21 protein-coding genes are annotated in these 19,761 nt (G+C 59.3%); 10 read left to right on the top strand and 11 right to left on the bottom strand.

Translation table 11 applies throughout. The annotated features are described in order from the left end of the window. Positions 1–9: 9 nt before the first annotated feature. The gene (locus ED661_RS16455; RefSeq protein WP_122075111.1) at positions 10–1,053 is read right to left on the bottom strand and encodes a glycosyltransferase family 2 protein; all 1,044 of its coding nucleotides are present in this window, start codon (positions 1,051–1,053) and stop codon (positions 10–12) included. 340 nt (positions 1,054–1,393) lie between these two features. Between ED661_RS16455 and ED661_RS16450 the strand changes: the two genes are divergently transcribed. Next, positions 1,394–2,302: a MoxR family ATPase gene (locus ED661_RS16450; RefSeq protein ID WP_122075109.1), complete on the top strand. Its 909-nt coding sequence runs from the start codon at positions 1,394–1,396 to the stop codon at positions 2,300–2,302. Beyond that, positions 2,303–3,568 carry a VWA domain-containing protein gene (locus ED661_RS16445; RefSeq protein WP_122075108.1) on the top strand — a complete coding sequence of 422 codons (1,266 nt, stop codon included), beginning with the start codon at positions 2,303–2,305 and terminating at the stop codon, positions 3,566–3,568. Here the strand turns inward: ED661_RS16445 and ED661_RS16440 are convergent. Continuing rightward, positions 3,565–4,050, bottom strand: coding sequence for a hypothetical protein (locus ED661_RS16440; protein ID WP_122075106.1), 486 nt, complete (start codon positions 4,048–4,050; stop codon positions 3,565–3,567). The genes ED661_RS16445 and ED661_RS16440 overlap by 4 nt on opposite strands. A 473-nt stretch (positions 4,051–4,523) precedes the next feature. Here ED661_RS16440 and ED661_RS16435 point away from each other — a divergent pair, with 473 nt between their 5' ends. The 5 genes from ED661_RS16435 (at position 4,524) to ED661_RS16415 (ending at position 10,653) form a co-directional block, all read left to right on the top strand. Then, positions 4,524–5,525, top strand: a complete 1,002-nt coding sequence (locus tag ED661_RS16435) for an XdhC family protein (protein WP_122075104.1) — start codon at positions 4,524–4,526, stop codon at positions 5,523–5,525. Further along, positions 5,522–6,541, top strand: a complete 1,020-nt coding sequence (locus ED661_RS16430) for a molybdopterin-binding protein (protein ID WP_122075102.1) — start codon at positions 5,522–5,524, stop codon at positions 6,539–6,541. The genes ED661_RS16435 and ED661_RS16430 overlap by 4 nt, the downstream gene beginning before the upstream one ends. Positions 6,542–6,778: 237 nt before the next feature. Then, complete coding sequence (locus ED661_RS16425; protein WP_122075100.1) at positions 6,779–7,264, top strand: (2Fe-2S)-binding protein; 486 nt, start codon at positions 6,779–6,781, stop codon at positions 7,262–7,264. Positions 7,265–7,383: 119 nt separating this feature from the next. Next, on the top strand, positions 7,384–9,747 hold the full coding sequence (locus ED661_RS16420) for a xanthine dehydrogenase family protein molybdopterin-binding subunit (protein WP_122075098.1): 2,364 nt from the start codon (positions 7,384–7,386) through the stop codon (positions 9,745–9,747). A 117-nt stretch (positions 9,748–9,864) separates the two neighbouring features. Then, a complete protein-coding gene (locus ED661_RS16415; protein WP_122075096.1) occupies positions 9,865–10,653 on the top strand; it encodes a xanthine dehydrogenase family protein subunit M in 789 nt (262 codons plus the stop codon). A 50-nt stretch (positions 10,654–10,703) separates the two neighbouring features. Here the strand turns inward: ED661_RS16415 and ED661_RS16410 are convergent, their stop codons facing one another. From ED661_RS16410 to infC, 3 genes are all read right to left on the bottom strand, one after another. Continuing rightward, positions 10,704–11,315 carry a methyl-accepting chemotaxis protein gene (locus ED661_RS16410; RefSeq protein ID WP_122075094.1) on the bottom strand — a complete coding sequence of 204 codons (612 nt, stop codon included), beginning with the start codon at positions 11,313–11,315 and terminating at the stop codon, positions 10,704–10,706. A gap of 133 nt (positions 11,316–11,448) precedes the next feature. After that, complete coding sequence (locus ED661_RS16405) at positions 11,449–12,033, bottom strand: bifunctional 2-polyprenyl-6-hydroxyphenol methylase/3-demethylubiquinol 3-O-methyltransferase UbiG (protein WP_122075092.1); 585 nt, start codon at positions 12,031–12,033, stop codon at positions 11,449–11,451. Positions 12,034–12,213: 180 nt separating this feature from the next. Continuing rightward, entirely contained in the window at positions 12,214–12,699 is a 486-nt protein-coding gene (infC, locus tag ED661_RS16400; protein WP_371412457.1) for a translation initiation factor IF-3, read from the bottom strand. Here infC and ED661_RS22285 point away from each other — a divergent pair. Continuing rightward, a complete protein-coding gene (locus ED661_RS22285; RefSeq protein ID WP_254054867.1) occupies positions 12,640–12,954 on the top strand; it encodes a hypothetical protein in 315 nt (104 codons plus the stop codon). The genes infC and ED661_RS22285 overlap by 60 nt on opposite strands. Positions 12,955–13,142: 188 nt before the next feature. Next, the gene (locus ED661_RS16395; RefSeq protein WP_122075088.1) at positions 13,143–13,943 is read left to right on the top strand and encodes a hypothetical protein; all 801 of its coding nucleotides are present in this window, start codon (positions 13,143–13,145) and stop codon (positions 13,941–13,943) included. 118 nt (positions 13,944–14,061) lie between these two features. Here ED661_RS16395 and ED661_RS16390 read toward each other — a convergent pair whose 3' ends face one another. From ED661_RS16390 to cobA, 6 genes are all read right to left on the bottom strand, one after another. Further along, entirely contained in the window at positions 14,062–14,922 is an 861-nt protein-coding gene (locus ED661_RS16390; RefSeq protein ID WP_122075086.1) for a ferredoxin--NADP reductase, read from the bottom strand. A 145-nt stretch (positions 14,923–15,067) separates the two neighbouring features. Further along, positions 15,068–15,469, bottom strand: a complete 402-nt coding sequence (locus tag ED661_RS16385; protein ID WP_122075084.1) for a DUF934 domain-containing protein — start codon at positions 15,467–15,469, stop codon at positions 15,068–15,070. Positions 15,470–15,474: 5 nt separating this feature from the next. Then, positions 15,475–16,248 (bottom strand): phosphoadenylyl-sulfate reductase, encoded by a 774-nt coding sequence (locus ED661_RS16380; protein WP_122075082.1) that lies wholly within the window; start codon positions 16,246–16,248, stop codon positions 15,475–15,477. Positions 16,249–16,252: 4 nt separating this feature from the next. After that, positions 16,253–17,917 (bottom strand): nitrite/sulfite reductase, encoded by a 1,665-nt coding sequence (locus ED661_RS16375; protein ID WP_122075080.1) that lies wholly within the window; start codon positions 17,915–17,917, stop codon positions 16,253–16,255. After that, positions 17,910–18,218: a DUF2849 domain-containing protein gene (locus ED661_RS16370; protein ID WP_122075078.1), complete on the bottom strand. Its 309-nt coding sequence runs from the start codon at positions 18,216–18,218 to the stop codon at positions 17,910–17,912. The genes ED661_RS16375 and ED661_RS16370 overlap by 8 nt, the downstream gene beginning before the upstream one ends. Beyond that, positions 18,218–19,036, bottom strand: coding sequence for a uroporphyrinogen-III C-methyltransferase (gene cobA / locus ED661_RS16365; protein ID WP_122075076.1), 819 nt, complete (start codon positions 19,034–19,036; stop codon positions 18,218–18,220). The genes ED661_RS16370 and cobA overlap by 1 nt, the downstream gene beginning before the upstream one ends. A gap of 146 nt (positions 19,037–19,182) precedes the next feature. Between cobA and ED661_RS16360 the strand changes: the two genes are divergently transcribed. Continuing rightward, on the top strand, positions 19,183–19,650 hold the full coding sequence (locus ED661_RS16360) for an Lrp/AsnC family transcriptional regulator (protein WP_122075074.1): 468 nt from the start codon (positions 19,183–19,185) through the stop codon (positions 19,648–19,650). Positions 19,651–19,761 lie beyond the last annotated feature (111 nt).

The following is a 19,761-nucleotide window of genomic DNA, read 5'->3' as shown; positions in this document are numbered from 1 at the left end:
TGCCATCCCTCACACTGTCTGGCTGGGGGAGAGTCCCAGATCTTCCAGCAGCGCCTCTTCTTTGGGCGGCAGGGTGGATGTCGCCAGGAGCTGCGAACGCATGTCCTGATAGCTGGGCTGCGCCATAAGCGCATCGCGTTTTTCCAGGTGCCGTGTCACGCAGGTGGCGTGCAATTGGGCAATCTCCGGATCGAATTTTAACGCCTCCAGCGCTGCCGTCAGCTCTGGCATGTAGCGTTGGATCGAGAGATCCTCAAAGGCGGGATCGTTGCGTTCACGCCAGTAGCTGTCATCAAAGGCGCGGTGCTCGCGGTTCACATCACCCCGGTCATTCTTGACCAAATAGCTGTCCAGCGAGCGCAGGGCATAGTGGTTGAGGGTGGCAAAGGCGCGGCTGCCCTTGGCCGGGAACTTGCGAATGCGGCGCGGGTTGTCAGCCACAAGGAACTTATGCGGCACATCGCGCCCGGCCCCATCGCTCCAGCGTGGATATTTCCGAGGCGGCAGGTTCTTTTTGAAAAAGGGCCGGTGGGCACCGAAGTATTTCAGCGGGAAGTCCTGCCGTACCAGGCTTTTAACCTCGATGGCCGTCTCGGCGCACCAGATATCGGGATTGTGTGAATGGGTGAACTGAGCAATCACCGGCGCATCGACAAAATCTTCAATTCCATCATTGGCAAAGAACTGGAAACTGATCGAAATAGCCTTGGGATCTTTGCAGGCCTCTATCAGGGCCGGGATGCTGTGGTCGCCCACATGAATATTGAGGAACTCATCCACATCCGCGATCCAGATCCAATCGGCATCCTGCACGAGGGGCTGATGGGCGGCATCTTTCAGAGCCTCCATCTGGTAATTGCGCCCCTCTGCCGGGTTGGGCAGATGGGTGAGCATGTCGCGTGCTGCCAATGCGTCCAGCAACTCGGCGGTGCCATCGGTACAATCATTTGAATAAAATAGAAAATCCGTGACGCCGATCAGACGATTGAAGGCGATCCACTCCAGCAGGAAAGGGCCTTCGTTTTTCACGCAGGTGACTGCGGTGATGCGCATATCGCATCCCCCCTCATATGCTCGCACAGGGACAGGTCCTGTCTTCTGCGCCTGATTGTGGGTTTCAAACCCGTCTGCCTCAATGCGCTACTTTGTTGAGCGCCTTATCTTGTTGGCGGCAGTTTTGCATTGCCGGGGGCTGGGGTCAATCATTGCGCGGCGCCGGGCACTGCACTGTCGCAAGAGTGTTGCCTCTGGGACCTGTTGTTATCATTTAGGGCGCAGGCGCGCGCGAAGGGACGCAACGGCAGGTCTCATGGACTTGACCCAAACCGCGCCACATGGCCTGTTGCGGTGAACCAAAGTGCCAGAGGGGCGCCGGGCAGATGAAGGGTTTCCAATGATACAGGCAAAGTCGATTGATCACGTCCAGCAGATGCTGACAGAACAGGGCTATGTCTGTGGTCGTCCGCTGGCGACCATTGTGTTTTTGTCGCTGAAACTGGGTCGTCCCCTGTTTCTGGAAGGCGAGGCCGGGGTCGGGAAGACCGAAATTGCCAAGGCACTGGCGGCGGCCTTTGGGCGACGGTTGATCCGGCTGCAATGCTACGAAGGGCTGGATGCCTCTTCTGCGGTATATGAGTGGAATTTTGCGGCCCAGATGGTGGCCATTCGTACCGCCGAGGCTGCCGGGGGCGCGGATCGCGCCAGTCTGCAAACCGAGCTGTTTTCGGATGAATTCCTGGTGGAACGGCCCCTGTTGGAGGCCATGCGCCCGGATGAGAATGGTCCGCCAGTTCTACTAATTGATGAGCTGGACCGCACGGACGAACCCTTTGAGGCCTTCCTGCTGGAAGCGCTCAGCGATTTTCAGGTGACCATCCCGGAGCTTGGCACCATCAAGGCGCCAGAGCCGCCCATCGTGGTGCTGACCTCGAACCGCACCCGCGAAGTGCATGATGCGCTGAAGCGGCGCTGCCTGTATCACTGGGTCGACTATCCTGATTTTAACCGCGAGGTGGAAATCCTGAAAATGCGCGCGCCGGATGCCTCCGAGCAGCTCAGCCGCGAGGTGGTGGCCTTCGTACAGCAGCTGCGCACCGAGGATCTGTTCAAAAAACCCGGTGTGGCCGAAACCATCGACTGGGCAAACTGCCTTTTGGCGCTGGATGTGATTGACCTCTCGCCGGCGGTGATTGCCGATACACTGGGGGCGATCCTGAAATATCAGGATGATATCTCCCAGTTGCAGGGGTCCGAGGCCAAGCGCATTCTGGATCAGGCCCGTGCCGACCTGGACGAGGTCTAAATGGTCGAGCTGCCAGAGCTGAGCCTGCCAGAGAACCCCAAACTGGCGCAGAACATCACCCATTTTGCCCGTGCTCTGCGCAAAGCAGGCCTGCCTATCGGGCCGGGTCGGGTGATCGACGCGGTTGAGGCAGTGGCGGCGGCGGGTTTCACCTCGCGGCAGGATTTCTACTGGGCGCTGCATGCCTGTTTTGTATCCAAGCCCGAGCATCGCGTGGTCTTTGCCCAGATATTCCGCCTTTATTGGCGCGATCCGCGGTTTCTGGAACGCATGATGGCGGCGTTGTTGCCAGCGATTAAGGGCGTGCAGGAAGAACAGGCCGCCAAACCTGGTGAAAAGCGCGCCGCCGAGGCGCTGCTGGAGGGCGCAAATCAGGATGTGGATACCCCCGAACTCCAGGAGGAAGACGGCAGTGAAATTGAGGTCGACGCTTCTTTGACGATCTCCTCAGAAGAGCGGCTGCGGTCTTTGGATTTTGAACAGATGAGCACCGATGAAGTGGCCCAGGCCAAGAGGCTGCTGGCCCAGATCAAACTGCCGGTGCAGCCGATGTTATCGCGTCGGTTAATGGCGGCAAAATCCGGGGATAGGGCGGATTGGCGACGCACCTTTCGCGAGGCGGCGCGCCGGGGCGGCGATATCCAATCCATTGCCCGGGCCAAGCGGCGCCATCGCTGGCCCAATCTTGTGGTGATCTGCGATATCTCCGGCTCGATGAGCCAGTACAGCCGCATCGTGCTGCATTTCCTGCATGCGGTGGCCAATGCCAAAGGCGCGGGTTGGGCCCGCGTGCATGGATTTACCTTTGGCACCCGGCTGACCAATATCACCCGCCATATGGCGACGCGCGACGTGGATGCAGCCCTGGCGGCGGCAGGCGCCGAGGCGCAGGATTGGGAGGGCGGCACCCGGATCGGCGCCTGCCTGCACGAGTTCAACCGCGATTGGTCGCGTCGGGTCATGGGGCAGGGCGCCGTGGTGCTGCTGATCACCGACGGGCTGGACCGGGACGACCCAAAGGCACTGGCGCATGAGATGCAGCGGCTGCACCTGTCAGCGCGCCGTCTGATCTGGCTTAACCCCTTGCTGCGCTGGGATGGCTTTGCCGCCAAGGCTCAGGGCATTCGCGCCATGCTGCCCCATGTGGACAGCTTTCGCGCGGGTCATTCCATTGCCTCGCTCGAGGATCTGGTGCAGGGGATCAGTGATGAGCGTGATGCAGGCGAAAAGACCCGGTTGATGGCACAAGTTAGGCAGGAGGCCTAGGGGCGGCAGTTGGACAGCGGTTGGCGGTGTAGCATAAAGACCTTGTCGTCGGGCGCACGCTCTAGAATGCGCGGCTTGGCATTGCAATCGGAGAAATAGATATCCGTTCCACCGGTGATCAGGATCGAGGAACCGTTCTTGACCACCACGTCAAAGCGTCCCCCGTCACATTCGACCCCACAGGAGAGCCGGTTGCCCTGTGACCTGCAGATCACCGGGGTTTGCCAGGTGGAGCGCCCCCGCAGCCGCACTGCGATGCGCAGGTTCATCTCCCCCCCGGGCATGGCGCGGCTCTCATGGTTGAAATGCGACAGCTGAATGGCCTCGACCTTTTGCACCGGATGGCTGGCCAGATGGCTGGCGGAGTAAAACCGCTGGTAGCAACTGTCGCTGTGTTTTTCAAAATGATTGGAAATGGACTGTGCGGCTGCGGGCAGGGCCGCAAACAGGGCTAGGCAGAATAGGCTGATTTTTCGAAACATGACACTCTTCTCCCTACAGGCTCTGTCAATGGTAGCGGAGATTGGGTAAAATCCCAATGTTAGGTGAATTCCGCAAGTGAAAAGAACTTGATTGCGTTCAGTCCACCCGTGTTCCGCTCCACTACATTTCAATGAGAGAATGTAGTAGGTGAACAATGTCAATGAATTGGAAAGCAGGGGGCTCTTTCTGGGGCGGCCTTTATTATCATTGCCTTATTTCACCTGAACGGATTATTGCCCGTGACGCTGGTGCTCTGCCCGCAGACTAAGGGGCCGTCGCCCTGAAGCAGCTTGAACTGGACGCGCCTTTTGGGGGTGGAACTTGGAATTCAAATGCATCTGGAGGCATCTGCAACTTCTGTGCAGGTGCCGCTATGTTTTTTGCCTCTCACGGCATTGCGGCTTGAAACCCCTATGAGGGATGCGCACACTCTGGGCTGAAAAGAGTAAATTCAAGCCTGAGCGGAGGATGCATGACCCAGACCCCAGATACTACAGGCAGCTCAAAAATCCCTGCCAGCGCGGCGGAGATCGCATTGGGCTGGCATCAGGCCGGGCATGGTGCTGCATTGGCAACAGTGGTGCAGACCTGGGGGTCGGCACCGCGCCGTGTTGGGGCACAGCTTGTGGTCAGCGGTGATGGCCGCCTCGAGGGATCAGTCTCGGGCGGCTGTGTCGAAGGCGCGGTGGTGATGGAAGCGCAGGAAGCGCTGGCGGATGGAAAACACCGGGTGCTGGAGTATGGCGTCAGTGATGGCGATGCCTTTGCCGTTGGGCTGGCCTGCGGCGGCACCATTCGCATTTTGGTCGAACCCGTAGGTGGCTCCCTGCCTGTTTCCGTGCTGCGGGATCTGGTGGCGGCGCAACAGTCCCGCGAACAACTGACCTATGAGGTCAATCTTACCACTGGCAAAGGCGCCTTGCTGCGCGACCACTACCCAGACCGGATGCGGCTGGACCGGTCCGGCGTGGAGGAAGATGGCGAGACCTTTGTGGCCGTACACAATCCGTCGCTGCGGCTGGTGGTGGTCGGCGCGGTGCATATTGCCCAGGCGTTGGTGCCGATGGCGCAGCTGGCGGGCTATGACCCTGCGGTGATTGATCCGCGTGCGGCCTTTGCCTCGCCAGAGCGGTTTCCCGGGGTCACTCTGCTTGACGATTGGCCAGATGAGGCCGTGGCGACACTGGGACTGGACGCCCGCACGGCGCTGGTTTTGCTGACCCATGATCCCAAACTGGATGATCCGGCTTTGGAGGCGGGGCTGCGGGAAAACTGTTTTTATATTGGCGCACTGGGCTCCAAACGCACCCATGCAGCCCGGATCGCGCGGATGCTGGCAGCTGGTTTTACCGAGCAGGACCTCGGCCGCATCCACGGCCCCGTTGGGCTGGATATCGGGGCGGCGGGGCCGGCAGAGATCGCCATTGCGATCCTGGCGGAGATGACAGCGGTGCTACGCGGGAAAGCAACATGAAATTCGGCGCTGTCAAGCTGGTGAAGGCAGAGGGGGCGATCCTGGCTCATTCGATGCAGGCTGGTCAGCCGCCCTATGCAAAGGGGCTGTGCTACCGTATCGCCAAGGGCACCACTCTGAATGCGCAGCACTTGGCGGATCTAGCGGCCGAAGGCCATGACGAGATCACGGTGGCGCAGTTGGAAGAGGGCGATCTGCACGAAGACGCTGCTGCCCTGACGCTAGCGCAGGCGCTGGTGCCGGATGAGCAGGGCCAGGGCATTCGCATCTCTGGTGCCGGGGCTGGCCGGGTTAATCTCTATGCGCTGGGCGCGGGGCTGGTCAGGCTGGACCGTTCTGCGCTGGAGGCGCTGAACAGCGTTGATCCGATGATCACCATTGCCACCGTGCCGGATTACCACCGGGTTGACGCGGAGGGGATGATAGCGACCATCAAGATCATCTCCTACGGGGTTAAGGCAGCGGCACTGGAGCAGGCAGGGGCAGGCGCGGCAGGCGCAATAAGGGTTTTGCCGCCAGTCTTTACTTCGGCCAGCCTGATCGAAACCCGAGTCAGCCGGGAGATGCCGCCGGACAAAGGGCGGCGATCAATGGCCGGGCGCTTGCACCGCATGGGGCTGAGCCTGAGTGACCGTGTTGTGGTGCCGCATCGCGAGGCGGAACTGGCCGAGGCGCTGGCCGAGGTCCCGGGAGAGGTTTTGTTGATCCTGACAGGCTCTGCCACCTCGGACCCGATGGATGTGGCGCCGCAGGCGCTGCGCCGGGCGGGGGGCAGTGTGACCCGTTTTGGCATGCCGGTGGACCCGGGCAATCTGTTGTTTCTGGGGGAGTATCAGGGCCGCCCTGTGATTGGTCTGCCGGGCTGCGCGCGCTCTCCGGCGCTCAATGGTGCGGATTGGGTGTTGGAGCGGGTGCTCTGTGGTTGCGCCGTGACCAGCGCTGATATCGCGGCAATGGGCGTGGGGGGACTGCTGAAAGAGATCCCCACCCGCCCCATGCCGCGGCGCTCTGATTGACAGTTACTTTCGGGTAAGATGGGCCTGGACCAGGCGGAATTGGGCCGGATTGTCCTGATTTGCCTGTGCTGGCCAGCTGACGCGGGAAAATTTGACCCTACGCGCTTTGGCTGCGTGCAGAATTTTGCCAAGCGGTAAAATTGTTACGCAACGAAACGACTTCGGGGGTTCGCGCAGCGGGCATCCCGTGTTTAACTCCTAACAGCCAGAAAAAAACTAGCAAAACGGGAGGAAGTCATGACCAAGGTCTCAATGACCGTGAACGGCAAGGCCGCCAGCGGTGAGGCAGAGGGACGCACGCTGTTGTCGTCGTTCCTGCGCGAAGAACTGGGGTTCACCGGAACTCATGTGGGCTGTGATACCAGCCAATGTGGTGCCTGCGTTGTGCATGTAAACGGCGTCGCGGTGAAATCCTGCACCATGCTGGCCGTCGAGGCCGAAGGCGCTGAGGTGGCCACAATTGAAGGGCAGGCGGCACCGGATGGCACGCTCAACACCATTCAGCAGGCCTTTCAGGACCACCACGGGTTGCAGTGCGGATTTTGCACGCCGGGCATGGTGATGTCGACAGCGGCGCTGTTGAAAGAGAACCCAAAGCCCAGCGAGCAGGAGATCCGTGAGTATCTCGAAGGCAATATCTGCCGCTGCACCGGCTACCACAATATCGTCAAGGCGATCATGGCGGCATCGGGCCAGGACGTCTCGGCCATAGCCGCTGAATAGGGCTGCACGCCTGGGCCTCATTGGGAGGTGCGGCCCATGTGAATATCAAGACGCAAAGATCAAACTGCATAACCAAGAGGTGCACCACCGGCTGCACCCTCCAGGGAGGAGATTTGAATATGCCTAAAGATAGTGGCATCGGCGCCAGTCCAAAGCGGCGCGAGGACGTCAGGTTCCTGACAGGAACCGGCAATTACACAGACGATATTAACCTTAACGGTCAGGCCTATGTGCATTTCCTGCGCTCGGATATGGCGCATGGCCGGATCACTTCGATTGACACCACGGCCGCTGCGGCGATGCCGGGTGTGGTGCGGATTTTCACCGGCGCCGATTTTGAAGGTGTGGGCGGTATTCCCTGCGGCTGGCAGATCACCGACAAACATGGCGAAGTGATGCAGGAGCCGGCCCATCCGGTGCTGGCTCAGGGCAAGGCGCGCTATGTGGGCGATGCCATTGCCGCAGTTGTGGCCGATACCGCCGAACAGGCGCGCGACGCTGCAGAGGCGATCGAGCTGGACATGGAAGAGCTGCCAGCGGTTATCGACATGAAAGCGGCTGTGCAGGAGGGCGCAACCAAGGTCCATGATGATCTGACCTCCAACCTTTGCTATGACTGGAGCCTTCCCGAAGACAACAAGCCAGCGGTAGAAGAGGCCTTTGCCAATGCGGCCCATGTGACAACGCTGGAGCTGGTCAACAACCGGTTGATCGCCAATCCGATGGAGCCGCGCGTTGCCGTGGGCGATTTCAACCGCGCAACCGGTGACAGCACGCTTTATACCACCAGCCAGAACCCGCATGTGATCCGCCTGCTGATGGGCGCCTTTGTGCTGGGCATCCCTGAGCACAAGCTGCGCGTCATCGCGCCGGATGTGGGCGGCGGTTTTGGCACCAAGATCTTCCATTACGCCGAAGAGGCCTTTTGTACCTTTGCGGCCAAGGCCTTGAACCGGGCGGTGAAATGGACGTCCACGCGGTCAGAGGCCTTTATCTCGGATGCGCATGGGCGCGATCATGTTTCCACCATTCAGCTGGCACTGGACGCGGACAACAACTTTACCGCGCTGCGCACCGATACCTATGCCAATATGGGGGCATATCTGTCGACTTTTGCGCCTTCGGTTCCGACCTGGCTGCACGGCACCCTGATGGCCGGTAACTACAAGACCCCGGCGATCTACGTGAACGTCAAGGCGGTGTTCACCAATACGGTGCCGGTGGATGCCTATCGCGGTGCGGGTCGCCCCGAGGCGACCTATCAGCTGGAGCGGGTCATCGACAAGGCGGCGCGCGAACTGGGCGTCGACCCGGTGGCCCTGCGGCGGCAGAACTTCATCACCGAATTCCCCTATGCCACCCCGGTGGCGGTGGAATATGACACGGGGGATTACAACGCAACCATGGACAAGCTGGAAGAGATTGCCGATTTTGCGGGTTTTGCCGCCCGTCGCAGCGCCAGCGAAGCCAGGGGCAAGGTCCGTGGTCTTGGTGTGAACTGCTATATCGAGGCCTGCGGCATTGCCCCCAGTAACCTGGTTGGGCAGCTCGGTGCCCGTGCGGGGCTTTATGAAAGCGCCACGGTGCGGGTGAATGCCACTGGCGGTCTGGTGGTGATGACGGGCTCGCATAGCCACGGTCAAGGGCATGAGACGTCATTTCCGCAGGTGATTGCCGAGATGATCGGCATTGACGAGAGCATGGTGGAAGTGGTGCATGGTGATACCGCCAATACTCCAATGGGCATGGGCACCTATGGCTCCCGCTCGCTGGCGGTTGGCGGTTCGGCCATGGTGCGCGCCACCGAGAAGATCATCGCCAAGGCCAAGAAGATCGCGGCCCATCTGATGGAGGCCGCCGAGGCCGATGTGGAGCTGAAAGATGGCGCCTTTAGCGTGGCAGGCACGGATAAATCCGTGGCCTGGGGCGATGTAACCCTGGCGGCCTATGTGCCGCATAACTACCCACTGGAAGACATTGAGCCCGGTCTGGAAGAGACGGCCTTTTATGATCCGGCCAACTTTACCTATCCGTCGGGTGCCTATGCCTGTGAGGTGGAGCTGGACCCTGAGACTGGTAAGGTGAGCATCGAACGCTTTGCCGCTGCCGATGATTTTGGCAATGTGGTGAACCCGATGATTGTCGAAGGTCAGGTGCATGGTGGCATTGGTCAGGGCATTGGTCAGGCACTGCTGGAAGGTGCAGTCTATAATGAGGACGGGCAGCTCCTATCGGCCTCTTATATGGATTATGCCATGCCACGGGCGGATGATCTGCCGTTTTATCAGGTCGATCATTCCTGCCAGACCCCCTGTACCCATAACCCCCTGGGGGTGAAGGGCTGCGGTGAGGCCGGAGCGATCGGCTCGCCGCCTTCGGTGGTCAATGCGGTGGTCGATGCCCTGCAATCCATGGGCAAGGATGTAACTCATGTGGATATGCCGCTGAGCCCGGCGCGGGTCTGGCAGGCCATGCAGGGGTAATCGTCATCATGCGGGGAGGGATCCCCGCAGACAGCATAGGCGGGGGCCAGCCCCCGCACCCCCGGGATATTTCAGGCCAAATGAAGGCCGGATCCCGAGTGTGAAAGGAAGTGAACAATGTATGAATTCGACTTGGTGAAACCTGCAACCCTGACCGAGGCGGTTGCTGCGCTGGGCGAGGAAGACGCCCAGGCGCTGGGTGGGGGGCAAACCCTAATCCCGACCCTGAAGCAACGCCTGGCAAGCCCCTCAAAGCTGGTGTTGCTGAGCGGCATTGCCGAGATGCAGGGGATCAGCGTGGAGGCTGGTGTTGTCAGCATTGGTGGGGCAACCCCGCACGGTGTGGTCGCTGCCGAGGTGGCGCAGAGCTATCCGGCTCTGGCCGCACTGGCGGGCAATATTGGCGATCCGGCGGTGCGCAATCGCGGCACCATTGGCGGCTCGCTTGCCAACAATGACCCGGCGGCCTGTTATCCGGCGGCAGCTCTGGCCAGTGGCGCCACCATCGTCACCAATGCCCGCCAGATCGCAGCGGACGACTATTTTGATGGGCTGTTCACCACCGCACTGGAAGAGGGGGAGATTGTGACCCAGGTGCGTCTGCCGGTGCCGGAGGTGGCAAACTATCAGAAATTTGTCCAGCCTGCCTCGCGCTTTGCTCTGGTGGGGGTCTTTGTGGCCAAGTTCGCCGATGGGGTGCGGGTCGCCGTGACAGGTGCCTCAGAGGATGGGGTGTTTCGCTGGTCGGAGGCCGAAGCGGCGTTGAGTGGGAATTTCAGTGCCGAGGCACTGGATGGGCTCAGCGTTGAGGCCGAGGGCATGATGGCCGATATCCATGGCTCCAAGGCCTATCGAGCGCATCTGATTGCCGTGCTCACCAAGCGCGCAGTGGCTGCTGCCGTCTAAAAACACTAAGGCCCAGGTGAGATATCCTGCCTGGGCCTTTTGCGCTGCAATTACTGGCGCAATAGACCTGAGATGTTATCGAGAAACTTCTGGGTCTTGCCTGAAAGGTCACGAATTTCCGAGGCAATCACGGTGAAACCTTTGCCGAGATCGCCTATTCTCGCTGCTTCGATGGAGGCATTGAAGGCAATCAGCTGGATATTTTTCCCGACAACTTCGGCATTGGCGATGGCCTTGAGCATGTCTTCCTGACGCAGAATCTCTAGCTGTTTTTGGCTCTCCTTCAAATGCTCAGTCATCTCTTTCAGGAAGCTGGAGACCAGTGGCTCCAGGTGGTAGAGGCAATGGTCGGAAAATTCGGATGATTGCGCCTTGCCGGGCTCTTTGAGAACCTCGATCAATGGTGTCAGGGCCTCAAAACAGGCTTGTCGTTGCTGTTCTAGTTCTGGCGGAAAACTGTGGTTGCTGGCTCGCAGCATTTCGGGAAGTTTTGTGCCCAGCATCTCATGCGCTGCAGTGACACGATCAATCGATAGCTGACGCGCGGTCTGCGCCTTCTCGCCGTCGTCTTTTGTCATCAGAACCAAGAGCGACAGAGCGGCGATGCGGGAGGGGCCGATGGCCATAAAGGCCCGGTTTTGAATATCAGTCAGACTTTGCATTAATACCATCACACTTGTTATCGCCTGAGGTGATAGCAAAGAGGCGTTAACGACGGCTCAAGATTGGCGCAAGGATGACCCAAAATATTTTGAGTTTCGGATGGCTATGGTTGTGAAATCCAGCGAGTTTGCGTTAGCTCGGTTTGCGGGCGACAAAATCCAACAGGGCGGACATGCCGGAATGGCCAGCCCCCTCTTGCACCTCGCGCTCATAACTTGTGCATTCAAGAATGTCCCAACCGGCAAAATCAGCGCGCATCTGTGCTTCAGTATACATGTTTTGTTCAGAGGGTGGGCCTCCGGTGCCAAACTCCAATTGCTTTGGGGTATAGCCGTGGATCATCACCAGGCCACCGGGCTTGCAGCTGACTTTCATGCCGTCAAATTGGCGCGCGCGACCTTCTGGGCCGGTGAACTGCACAAAGACCGCTAAGACGAGGTCATAGGTATTTGTCTCTTGCCAGCTGTCGGTCAGGATATCGCAGGCGCGGTAGTCAACAAAGACATTGCGGGCCTGGGCCAGGGCAGAAGGTGCAAATTCCAGAGCTGTGACATCAAGGCCCTGTTCCGCCAGATAGACCGAATTGCGCCCCTCGCCATCGGCAATGGATAGCGCCTTTTGACCGGGGAGGAGGTAGGAGCTGTGTGCGATCAGAAATCCCGTAGGGGCGGTCCCGTAGACATAGTCCTCGGAGGTGGCAAAACGTTCTTCCCACATGGGGAACTCCTTATTTTGAGGTCTATGGGCCTGGTATGTGGCTGGGCCTGACTGGTTTGATCTGTAGGTAATAAATATTCCAAAGTTAGCATGTGTCAAGATGCGCAGACCCGATCGCCCATAAAAAACGCCCCCTCCAGAAACTGGAAGAGGCGGTTTAGATCCAAAGAAAATCTGGACTTACTTTTGAGGCAGCGGCCCGATCATCATGACCATCTGGCGGCCTTCCATTTTGGGCATGTTTTCAACCTTGCCCAGATCCTTGACGTCTTCGGCAACACGTTCCAGCAACTGGCGACCCAGATTCTGGTGTGCCATTTCGCGGCCGCGGAACCGCAGGGTGATTTTCACCTTGTCGCCAGTTTCCAGGAATTTATAGACGTTGCGCATTTTGACTTCGTAGTCATTGGTGTCAGTATTGGGCCGGAATTTGACCTCTTTGACTTCAATGATTTTCTGCTTTTTGCGCGCTTCGCTTTCTCGTTTCTGCTGCTCATATTTGAACTTACCAAAGTCCATGATTTTGCAGACAGGAGGGGTTGCGTTTGGCGAAATTTCAACCAGATCAAGACCGGCCTCATTCGCCATGTCCATAGCCTTGGCAGGGTGCACGACCCCGACATTTTCGCCATCAGCGCCAATCAGGCGGATTTCAGAGGCGCGAATTTTTTCGTTCGTGCGCGGGCCGGTATCTCGTTGCGGCGGCGCATTATGAGGTCTGCGGGCTATGGCTTTGATCCTTTGATTATTGCCGAATTTCGAGCACGGAACTTAAACGGAACGGTAAAAGGTTTCAAGGCGCAACCAGAGCGGCCAGGAGCGATTTCCCAAGAGTTTGTCGCTTTTTGGCGGCAGGATCGAGGATTTTCGCCGATGATCGCAGGTTCCGTGATCATATGGCTAATGTCAAATACCCGTTGAAGTGCAAAACTGTCCACCCTGCATGCGACTAGCCGTGTGAGCCGTGGGGTGAGTCTTCCGGCGGAGTTTGGCTGAAAAGAGGCAAATGAGACAGTGGACCGGTTATTCCCCCTTGTGAAAACGGGCCGGGCAGCGCACCTCACTGATATCAAGCCTGCAAGGATGCAGCGCAAAAAAGGAGACAGGGCATGAAGCCGATTTTTGTTATTTTGGGATTGGGTGTAGTTGCGGCGGGGGGCTATTTCTATGTCCAAAGCCAGAAAGCCGATGCGCCGCTTGCCGTTGTAGAGCAGGCGCCAGCCGCAGCTGAAGCCGTAACTGAAGAGGTGGTCGAGGAGACCGTGACCGAACAGGTGGAAGAGGTCGCCGAAGAGGCGGCATCCGCCGTTGAGGAAGCCGTTGAAACGGCAACTGAGACCGCGTCCGAGGCCGCCGAAAGCGTCGTGGAAGAGGTTACAGAAGCCGCCACCGAAGCTGCATCTGAAGCTGGTGAAGCCGCCGTTGAAGCCGTCACTGAGGCGGTAGAATCTGGTGCATCTGTAACCGAGGCCGCGAGCGCCGCTGCCACTGCCGCAACCGAGGCTGCGGTTGAAAGCGCCAGCACCGCTGTGGAAGCTGCAACAGAGACAGCAACTGAGGCTGCGTCTGATGCAGCCGCTGCTGTGACTGACACTGCAACACAGGCTGTCACGGAAACCGCGACAGAGACAGCAACTGAAACCGCGACCGAAGCCGCAGAGGCTGTCACCGAAGCTGTTTCTGAAACAGCCACCGAAACAGCCGCCGGATCCAGCTCTGCTCTGGAAGGTATGAGTGAATACCTGACCCTCGACGGCTTTGACTTCGACAAGGTGATCGAGATGATCAACGGCTCGGAGCTGGACGGGCTGAAGAAAACCATGCTCAACACCGCCCTGACCAAGGCCAAAGACAATCCTGAGCTGCTCTCTGGTGTGCTGGACCAGGTGAAGGCAGCAATGGGGCTGTAATAGCCGCCCTTAGGCCTAAACGGCGTTACAAACGTAGAACGGGCAGCCTCCATCTCAGGAGGCTGCCCGTTTTCATTCTGGCGTGGTGTTTCCAGTCTTTGTGGAAGCCCTATGAGGGTCAGTCCAAGAAAGCTTTCTCTACGACATATTGTGCGGGCTTGGAGTTGGCGCCTTCTTCAAGGCCGGCCTTTTCCAGCATGTCTTTCAGCTCAAGGTTAAAGGCCATGTTGCCGCAGATCATCGCCCGGTCATTATCGGGACACAGCGGTGTCACATCTAGATCCTTATAGGCCTCACCGGAATTGATCAGATCGGTGATCCGACCCATCTTGGGGCTCTCTTCACGGGTGGTGGTGGGGTAGTATTTGATCTTCTTCCAGAAGCCTTCCCCGATCACCTCATTGAGCAGCTCATCGGTCTTCAGGCCCTCGATCAGCTCACGGCCATAGGTCAGCTCACCGGCGGTGCGGCAGGTATGGGTGATGATGACCTCGTCATAGTCTTCATAGGTCTGGGGTTCGCGCAGCAGCGAGGCAAAGGGCGCAAAGCCGGTGCCGGTGGCAAAGAACCAGATGCGTTTGCCAGGGATCAGCGCGTCATGCACCAGAGTGCCGACCGGTTTGGGGCGCAGAATGATCTCGTCACCGGGTTTGATGTGCTGCAGGCGCGAGGTCAGTGGCCCGTCTTCGACCTTGATCGAGTAGAACTCCATTTCCTCATCCCAAGAGGGCGAGGCGATGGAATAGGCGCGCAGCAGTGGTTTTTGCTTACCGGTCTTTTCATTGACCTCGCCCATCAGGCCAATCATCACAAATTCACCTGAGCGGAACCGCAGCGAGGCAGGGCGGGTTACGCGGAAAGAGAACAGTTTGTCGGTCCAGTGCTTCACCTCGGTGACAGTCTGGGCATCGGGCAGGGCGGGGGTGGCCTTTACAGGCGTATCGGTCGCAGCTTCGGTCACAGGTGAAATCTCGTTCATCGGTTGCACTACCGGTCACTTAAACCGGCACCTCTGATTAATCTTTGATGTAGGTCAGGGGAAGCCCTGAAATCTGCACCTCCGCAGCGTCGCTGACGCGAGGGGAGGTGCAGATCAAGAGCGGTCTGACAGGAGAGGGGCTGGCTTAGCGGGCGGCAGAGCCACCGCGCAGGCGGGCCTGGTAGTTGTGGGCGCCCCATTGGGCACGGGCAAGCCATTGTTCCTGCGGCTGACGCGCGGCGAGCTCATCGCTGATCTCTACCTCGTCAAAGCCGGTGCGCCGCGCCATGGCATATTGATCGGCCAGCACATGGCCCTTGGCACGCAAACGACCCGTATAGCCCATCAGCCGCAGCTGACGCGCCAGGGTAAAGCCGCGACCATCGGCAAAGCTGGGGAAATCGATGCGAATGATCTCAGCCCCGTCAATGCTGTCAGCGAGGCCCGCCGGATCTGCGTCAGAGGCAAGATCCAGGGCCGTGTCCACCTCAAACCCTGCGGTCCAGGTTTCGGGGCCAAAGCCCGCGTCGGTTACAAGTACAGTCATCTCACTCATGCTCCTGTGCGGATGAATTGGCCGTTCACAACGTGAATGCCGCATTCTTCTTTGTTCTGGTCACGCCAGCGTCCGGCGCGGGGATCTTCGCCTGCGGCAACCGGGCTGGTGCAGGGGGCACAGCCGATCGACGGGTAGCCCTTGGCCACCAGCGGGTGACGCGGCAGGCGGTTCTCGGTCATATAGGCGCGCACATCTTCCGGCGCCCAATGGGCCAGTGGATTGATCTTGATACGTCCGGTTGCGCCCTGGGCGGTTTCTTCCACTTCAAAGAAATCCAGCGCTGCACGGCTGCCGGCCTGAAAGCGTTTGCGCCCGGTGATCCAGCCGTCAAAGCCCTCCAGCGCCGTCTGCAAGGGCGCGGTTTTGCGCAGCGCACAGCAGGCATCCGTATCGCTAAAGCGCAGGGCACCATAGGGGTCTTTGGCCGCGATATCTGCGGCCTTGACGATCTGCACATTGCGCAGACCCAGCCTTTCGCTGACCTCCTGCTGGTAGACCAGCGTTTCGGTGAACAAGAGCTCGGTATCCACAAAGATCACCGGCACCATCGGGTCGATGACGGCGGCCATATGCAACAGCACCACGGATTCAGCGCCAAAGCTGGAAACCAGCGCGATATGGCCAGCGTCATTCAGCGCGCCCTGCATCACCGCAGTGGCAGAGTGGTGGCGGTAGCGGGCGTTGAGACTCGCGACCTTTGTGCTCAGGACATTTTGTGCCGCAGAAACATCTGCTGGCGCGTTGGTATCAGTTTCAAGGTTCACCATGGGGCTATGCCACCTTTTTCTGAGCCTCGGGGTAGAGCGCGGACTTGAAGGGCTCCATGCCGAGACGGCGATAGGTTTCCAGGAAGGTCTCAGTCTCGTCGGTGCGGATTTCCATATAGGCCTCTACCAGGCGCTCGACGGCCGGGACGATCTCGTCATAGGCAAAGCCGGGACCGGTGCGTTTGCCGATGGCAGCGGTCTCGGTGGCGTCGCCGCCCAGCGTGATCTGGTAGTTTTCCACTCCGGCGCGGTCCAGCCCGAGAATGCCGATATGGGCCACATGGTGGTGGCCGCAGGCATTGATGCAGCCTGAGATCTTGATCTGCAGATGACCGATGTCATGCTCCAGCTTCAGGTCTTCAAAACGGGTGGCAATCTCCTGCGCCACCGGGATCGAGCGTGCCGTGGCAAGGGCGCAGTAATCCATGCCGGGGCAGGCGATGATATCCGAGATCAGACCGATATTGGCGGTGGCCAGGGCCTGTTCTTTCAAACGGGCATGGATCGCAGGCAGGTCGTTTTTATGGACATGCGGCAGGATCACGTTCTGCTGGTGGCTGATGCGCAGCTCGTCATAACCAAGCTCTTCGGCCAGATCCGCCATCACCCGCATCTGTTCGGCAGTGGCGTCGCCGGGGGTGTCGCCATGCTTTTTGATCGAGATAGTGACAATGGCATGGTTTGCATCACGGTGCTCGGCCAGGTTGGTATCCGCCCAGGCGCGGAACACTGGATCCGCATCATAGGCCGCCTGATAGGCATCGGTTGCCCCTGCACGCAACGCAGGCGGAGTGAAATGGGTCTTGATCTCGGCCAGAAGCTCTTGGTCAGTGCCGTCAAACTCAGGTTTGCGCTCCGCAAAGCGGGCCTCGACCAGCTCGCGGATCTTCTCGATGCCGTTTTCCTGAACGGTGATCTTGATGCGGGCCTTGTATTTGTTATCACGGCGTCCCAGCACGTTATAGACGCTGAGCACGGATTCCAGATAGGGCAGCAAATCCGCCTGTGGCAGGAAATCCCGGATGATTTTGCCAACCATCGGCGTACGACCAAGGCCGCCACCAACGATGACTTCAAAACCGATCTCGCCGTCTTTTTCCACCATGCGCAGGCCCACGTCATGGGCTTTGACCACGGCGCGGTCATTGGGGCTGCCGGTGATGCCGATCTTGAACTTGCGACCCAGGAACTGGAATTCGGGGTGGTCGGTGGACCACTGGCGGATCAGCTCCGCATAGGGGCGCGGATCCGTCAGCTCATCCGCAGCCGCCCCGGCAAAGTGATCTGCCGTTGTGTTGCGGATGGTATTGCCCGAGGTCTGGATCGCGTGCAGGCCAACCTCACCCAGGGCATCCAGCATATCGGGGATGTCGTTGAGCTTGGGCCAGTTGTACTGGATGTTCTGGCGGGTGGTGAAATGGCCATAGCCCTTGTCCCACTTTTCCGCCAGCAGCGCCAAGGCGCGCATCTGGGCTGAATTCAGGGTGCCATAGGGGATGGCGACCCGCAGCATATAGGCGTGCAGCTGCAGATAGACGCCATTCATCAGGCGTAGCGGCTTGAACTCATCCTCGGTCAGCGAGCCGTCGATGCGGCGCTCGACCTGGGCGCGGAACTGGGCGTTGCGTTCTGCCAGAAAGGCTTCGTCAAAAGCGTTGTACTTATACATGGGCTTCGGCCTCCTGCTTGCCGTGGCTGTAGTTGGATGGACCCTTGCGGCGGAAATCCTCGCGGAAATGCACTGGCTCGGGGCCGTTTTCACCGGCTTTGGCGTCGGCCAGATAGGCGCCAACGATTTTGATATTCTGCTTTTCAGCATCCAGCAGGCGCAGCTGCGCCTCGGCCTCATCAACGATCAGTTCGGCCTCGGCCAGATCGCGGCTCCAGCTGTTGTCGGCCTTGAAGTAGATTACGTCACCTTCCAGCAGATCATTGGCGGTGATGACTTTGGGGGTAAAGGGGCGGGCCATTATGCAAGCTCCATGTTCAGGTCGGTGAGGGCGGCCACGCTTTGGCGTGGGGCAAGGCCCAGGAAGGTGAGGGCGGGGCCGTCAAAGGCGGCCGCTGCCAGATCTGTTGGCAGCCGGTCCAGCGTGGTCTCAAGGAGGCGCTGATCGGCACGTGAGGCATTTTCGATCACGGTGACCGGCGTGGCGCGATTGGCGCCATGCATGATCAAACGCCCCTGCACAAAACGGGCGGACTTTTTACCCATGTAGATGGCGGCGACCTCGCCGGGGCGCGCCAGAGCGGCCCAGTCCTGATCGGCAAAGCCCTTCATGTCGTGGCCGGTGAGAAACCGCACCGAGGAATTGCGGCCGCGCTGGGTCAGGCTTTGGCCGATACCGGCGACAGCGGCGGAGGCGGCAGTGATGCCGGGCATGATCTGATAGGCGATACCAGCCTCTTCGCAGGCGGTGAGTTCTTCGTCCAGACGACCAAAAATGGTGGGATCACCGGATTTGAGCCGCAGCACCTTTTTGCCGGCCTGCGCATGGGCCACCATGCGGGCGCAGATCTCTTCCTGGCTCATCGAGGGGCCAAAACCCTCTTTGCCGACGTCTTCCAGCAGGGTGTGTTCACCGGCAAGAGCCAGAATCTCGGCGCTGACCAGACGGTCAAAAAGCAGCACCTCGGCCTCTTGCAGAGCGCGGGCGACCTTGACCGTTAGCAGATCGGGATCGCCGGGTCCTGAGCCGGCAAAGGCCACCTGACCTTGGACAAGGCAACACATGCCGCTGCGGGTGTGAGCGGTGGCTTTTGCGATATGTGTTTCTGGACCGGTCATGTCAGGCCTCTTTGCTGTTGTTTGACTTGAGGGTAGATATAGGAAATATTCCCGCTATTGCGCTATAGTCTTGGGGAAATAAGGAACATTGTCCCATGAGGCGGGATGTGCAGATAGATTGGTCCTGAAACAGAGGGAAAACGAGAATGACAGTACGGATCGATGCCACGGACCGGAAAATCCTGGCGGAGCTGCAGCGCGATGCCGGTCAATCGCTGGATGAAATCGCCCGGCAAGTGGGCAGTTCGAAGACCCCAGTGTGGAATCGGATCCGCAAATTGCGCGAGGCCGGGGTGATTGGTCAGCAGACTGTTGTTCTGGATGCCGAGGCGCTGGGGTTTGAGGCCTGTTTCTTTGTTTTGATCCGCACCTCAGAGCATGAGGCCGACTGGCAGGCCAAGTTCCTGAAGGCCCTGCAGGATCGCCCAGAAGTGCAGGAGGCGCATCGCCTGGCGGGGGATATCGACTATATCCTCAAGGTGCGGGTGCAGAACGCCCGGGCCTATGATGTGTTCTATCAGGCGCTGATTTCCGAGGTGAAGGTGCATAATGTGACGGCGCTGTTGTCGATGGAGGAGATTAAATCCACCACCATGCTGCCGCTGGAGAGCTGAGACATAGCTAAAAGGGGCGCTTCCGCGCACCTATTTCTGCCTGTGGCCCGGCGACGCAGAACATAGGCGGCAGTGAAGCTGGGTGATTTGGTTTGACCTGCTAAGAGGCGC

It is taken from the genome of Pseudophaeobacter sp. EL27, from assembly GCF_900313025.1.
Lineage (GTDB): Bacteria > Pseudomonadota > Alphaproteobacteria > Rhodobacterales > Rhodobacteraceae > Pseudophaeobacter.
The sequence above is the reverse complement of the archived record's forward strand: the minus strand, read 5'-3'. Positions and strand labels throughout refer to the sequence as shown.

Coding starts and splice junctions, on each gene's coding strand:
- ED661_RS16370 (WP_122075078.1), bottom strand. CDS start 18,218: ATGGCCCGCCCCTTTACCCCCAAAGTCATCACCGCCAATGATCTGCTG.
- ED661_RS16380 (WP_122075082.1), bottom strand. CDS start 16,248: ATGGTGAACCTTGAAACTGATACCAACGCGCCAGCAGATGTTTCTGCG.
- ED661_RS16435 (WP_122075104.1), top strand. CDS start 4,524: ATGACCCAGACCCCAGATACTACAGGCAGCTCAAAAATCCCTGCCAGC.
- ED661_RS16420 (WP_122075098.1), top strand. CDS start 7,384: ATGCCTAAAGATAGTGGCATCGGCGCCAGTCCAAAGCGGCGCGAGGAC.
- ED661_RS16360 (WP_122075074.1), top strand. CDS start 19,183: ATGACAGTACGGATCGATGCCACGGACCGGAAAATCCTGGCGGAGCTG.
- cobA (WP_122075076.1), bottom strand. CDS start 19,036: ATGACCGGTCCAGAAACACATATCGCAAAAGCCACCGCTCACACCCGC.
- ED661_RS16455 (WP_122075111.1), bottom strand. CDS start 1,053: ATGCGCATCACCGCAGTCACCTGCGTGAAAAACGAAGGCCCTTTCCTG.
- ED661_RS16430 (WP_122075102.1), top strand. CDS start 5,522: ATGAAATTCGGCGCTGTCAAGCTGGTGAAGGCAGAGGGGGCGATCCTG.
- ED661_RS16425 (WP_122075100.1), top strand. CDS start 6,779: ATGACCAAGGTCTCAATGACCGTGAACGGCAAGGCCGCCAGCGGTGAG.
- ED661_RS16385 (WP_122075084.1), bottom strand. CDS start 15,469: ATGACTGTACTTGTAACCGACGCGGGCTTTGGCCCCGAAACCTGGACC.
- ED661_RS16440 (WP_122075106.1), bottom strand. CDS start 4,050: ATGTTTCGAAAAATCAGCCTATTCTGCCTAGCCCTGTTTGCGGCCCTG.
- ED661_RS16410 (WP_122075094.1), bottom strand. CDS start 11,315: ATGCAAAGTCTGACTGATATTCAAAACCGGGCCTTTATGGCCATCGGC.
- ED661_RS16375 (WP_122075080.1), bottom strand. CDS start 17,917: ATGTATAAGTACAACGCTTTTGACGAAGCCTTTCTGGCAGAACGCAAC.
- ED661_RS16405 (WP_122075092.1), bottom strand. CDS start 12,033: ATGTGGGAAGAACGTTTTGCCACCTCCGAGGACTATGTCTACGGGACC.
- ED661_RS16445 (WP_122075108.1), top strand. CDS start 2,303: ATGGTCGAGCTGCCAGAGCTGAGCCTGCCAGAGAACCCCAAACTGGCG.
- ED661_RS16395 (WP_122075088.1), top strand. CDS start 13,143: ATGAAGCCGATTTTTGTTATTTTGGGATTGGGTGTAGTTGCGGCGGGG.
- ED661_RS16415 (WP_122075096.1), top strand. CDS start 9,865: ATGTATGAATTCGACTTGGTGAAACCTGCAACCCTGACCGAGGCGGTT.
- ED661_RS16390 (WP_122075086.1), bottom strand. CDS start 14,922: ATGAACGAGATTTCACCTGTGACCGAAGCTGCGACCGATACGCCTGTA.
- ED661_RS16450 (WP_122075109.1), top strand. CDS start 1,394: ATGATACAGGCAAAGTCGATTGATCACGTCCAGCAGATGCTGACAGAA.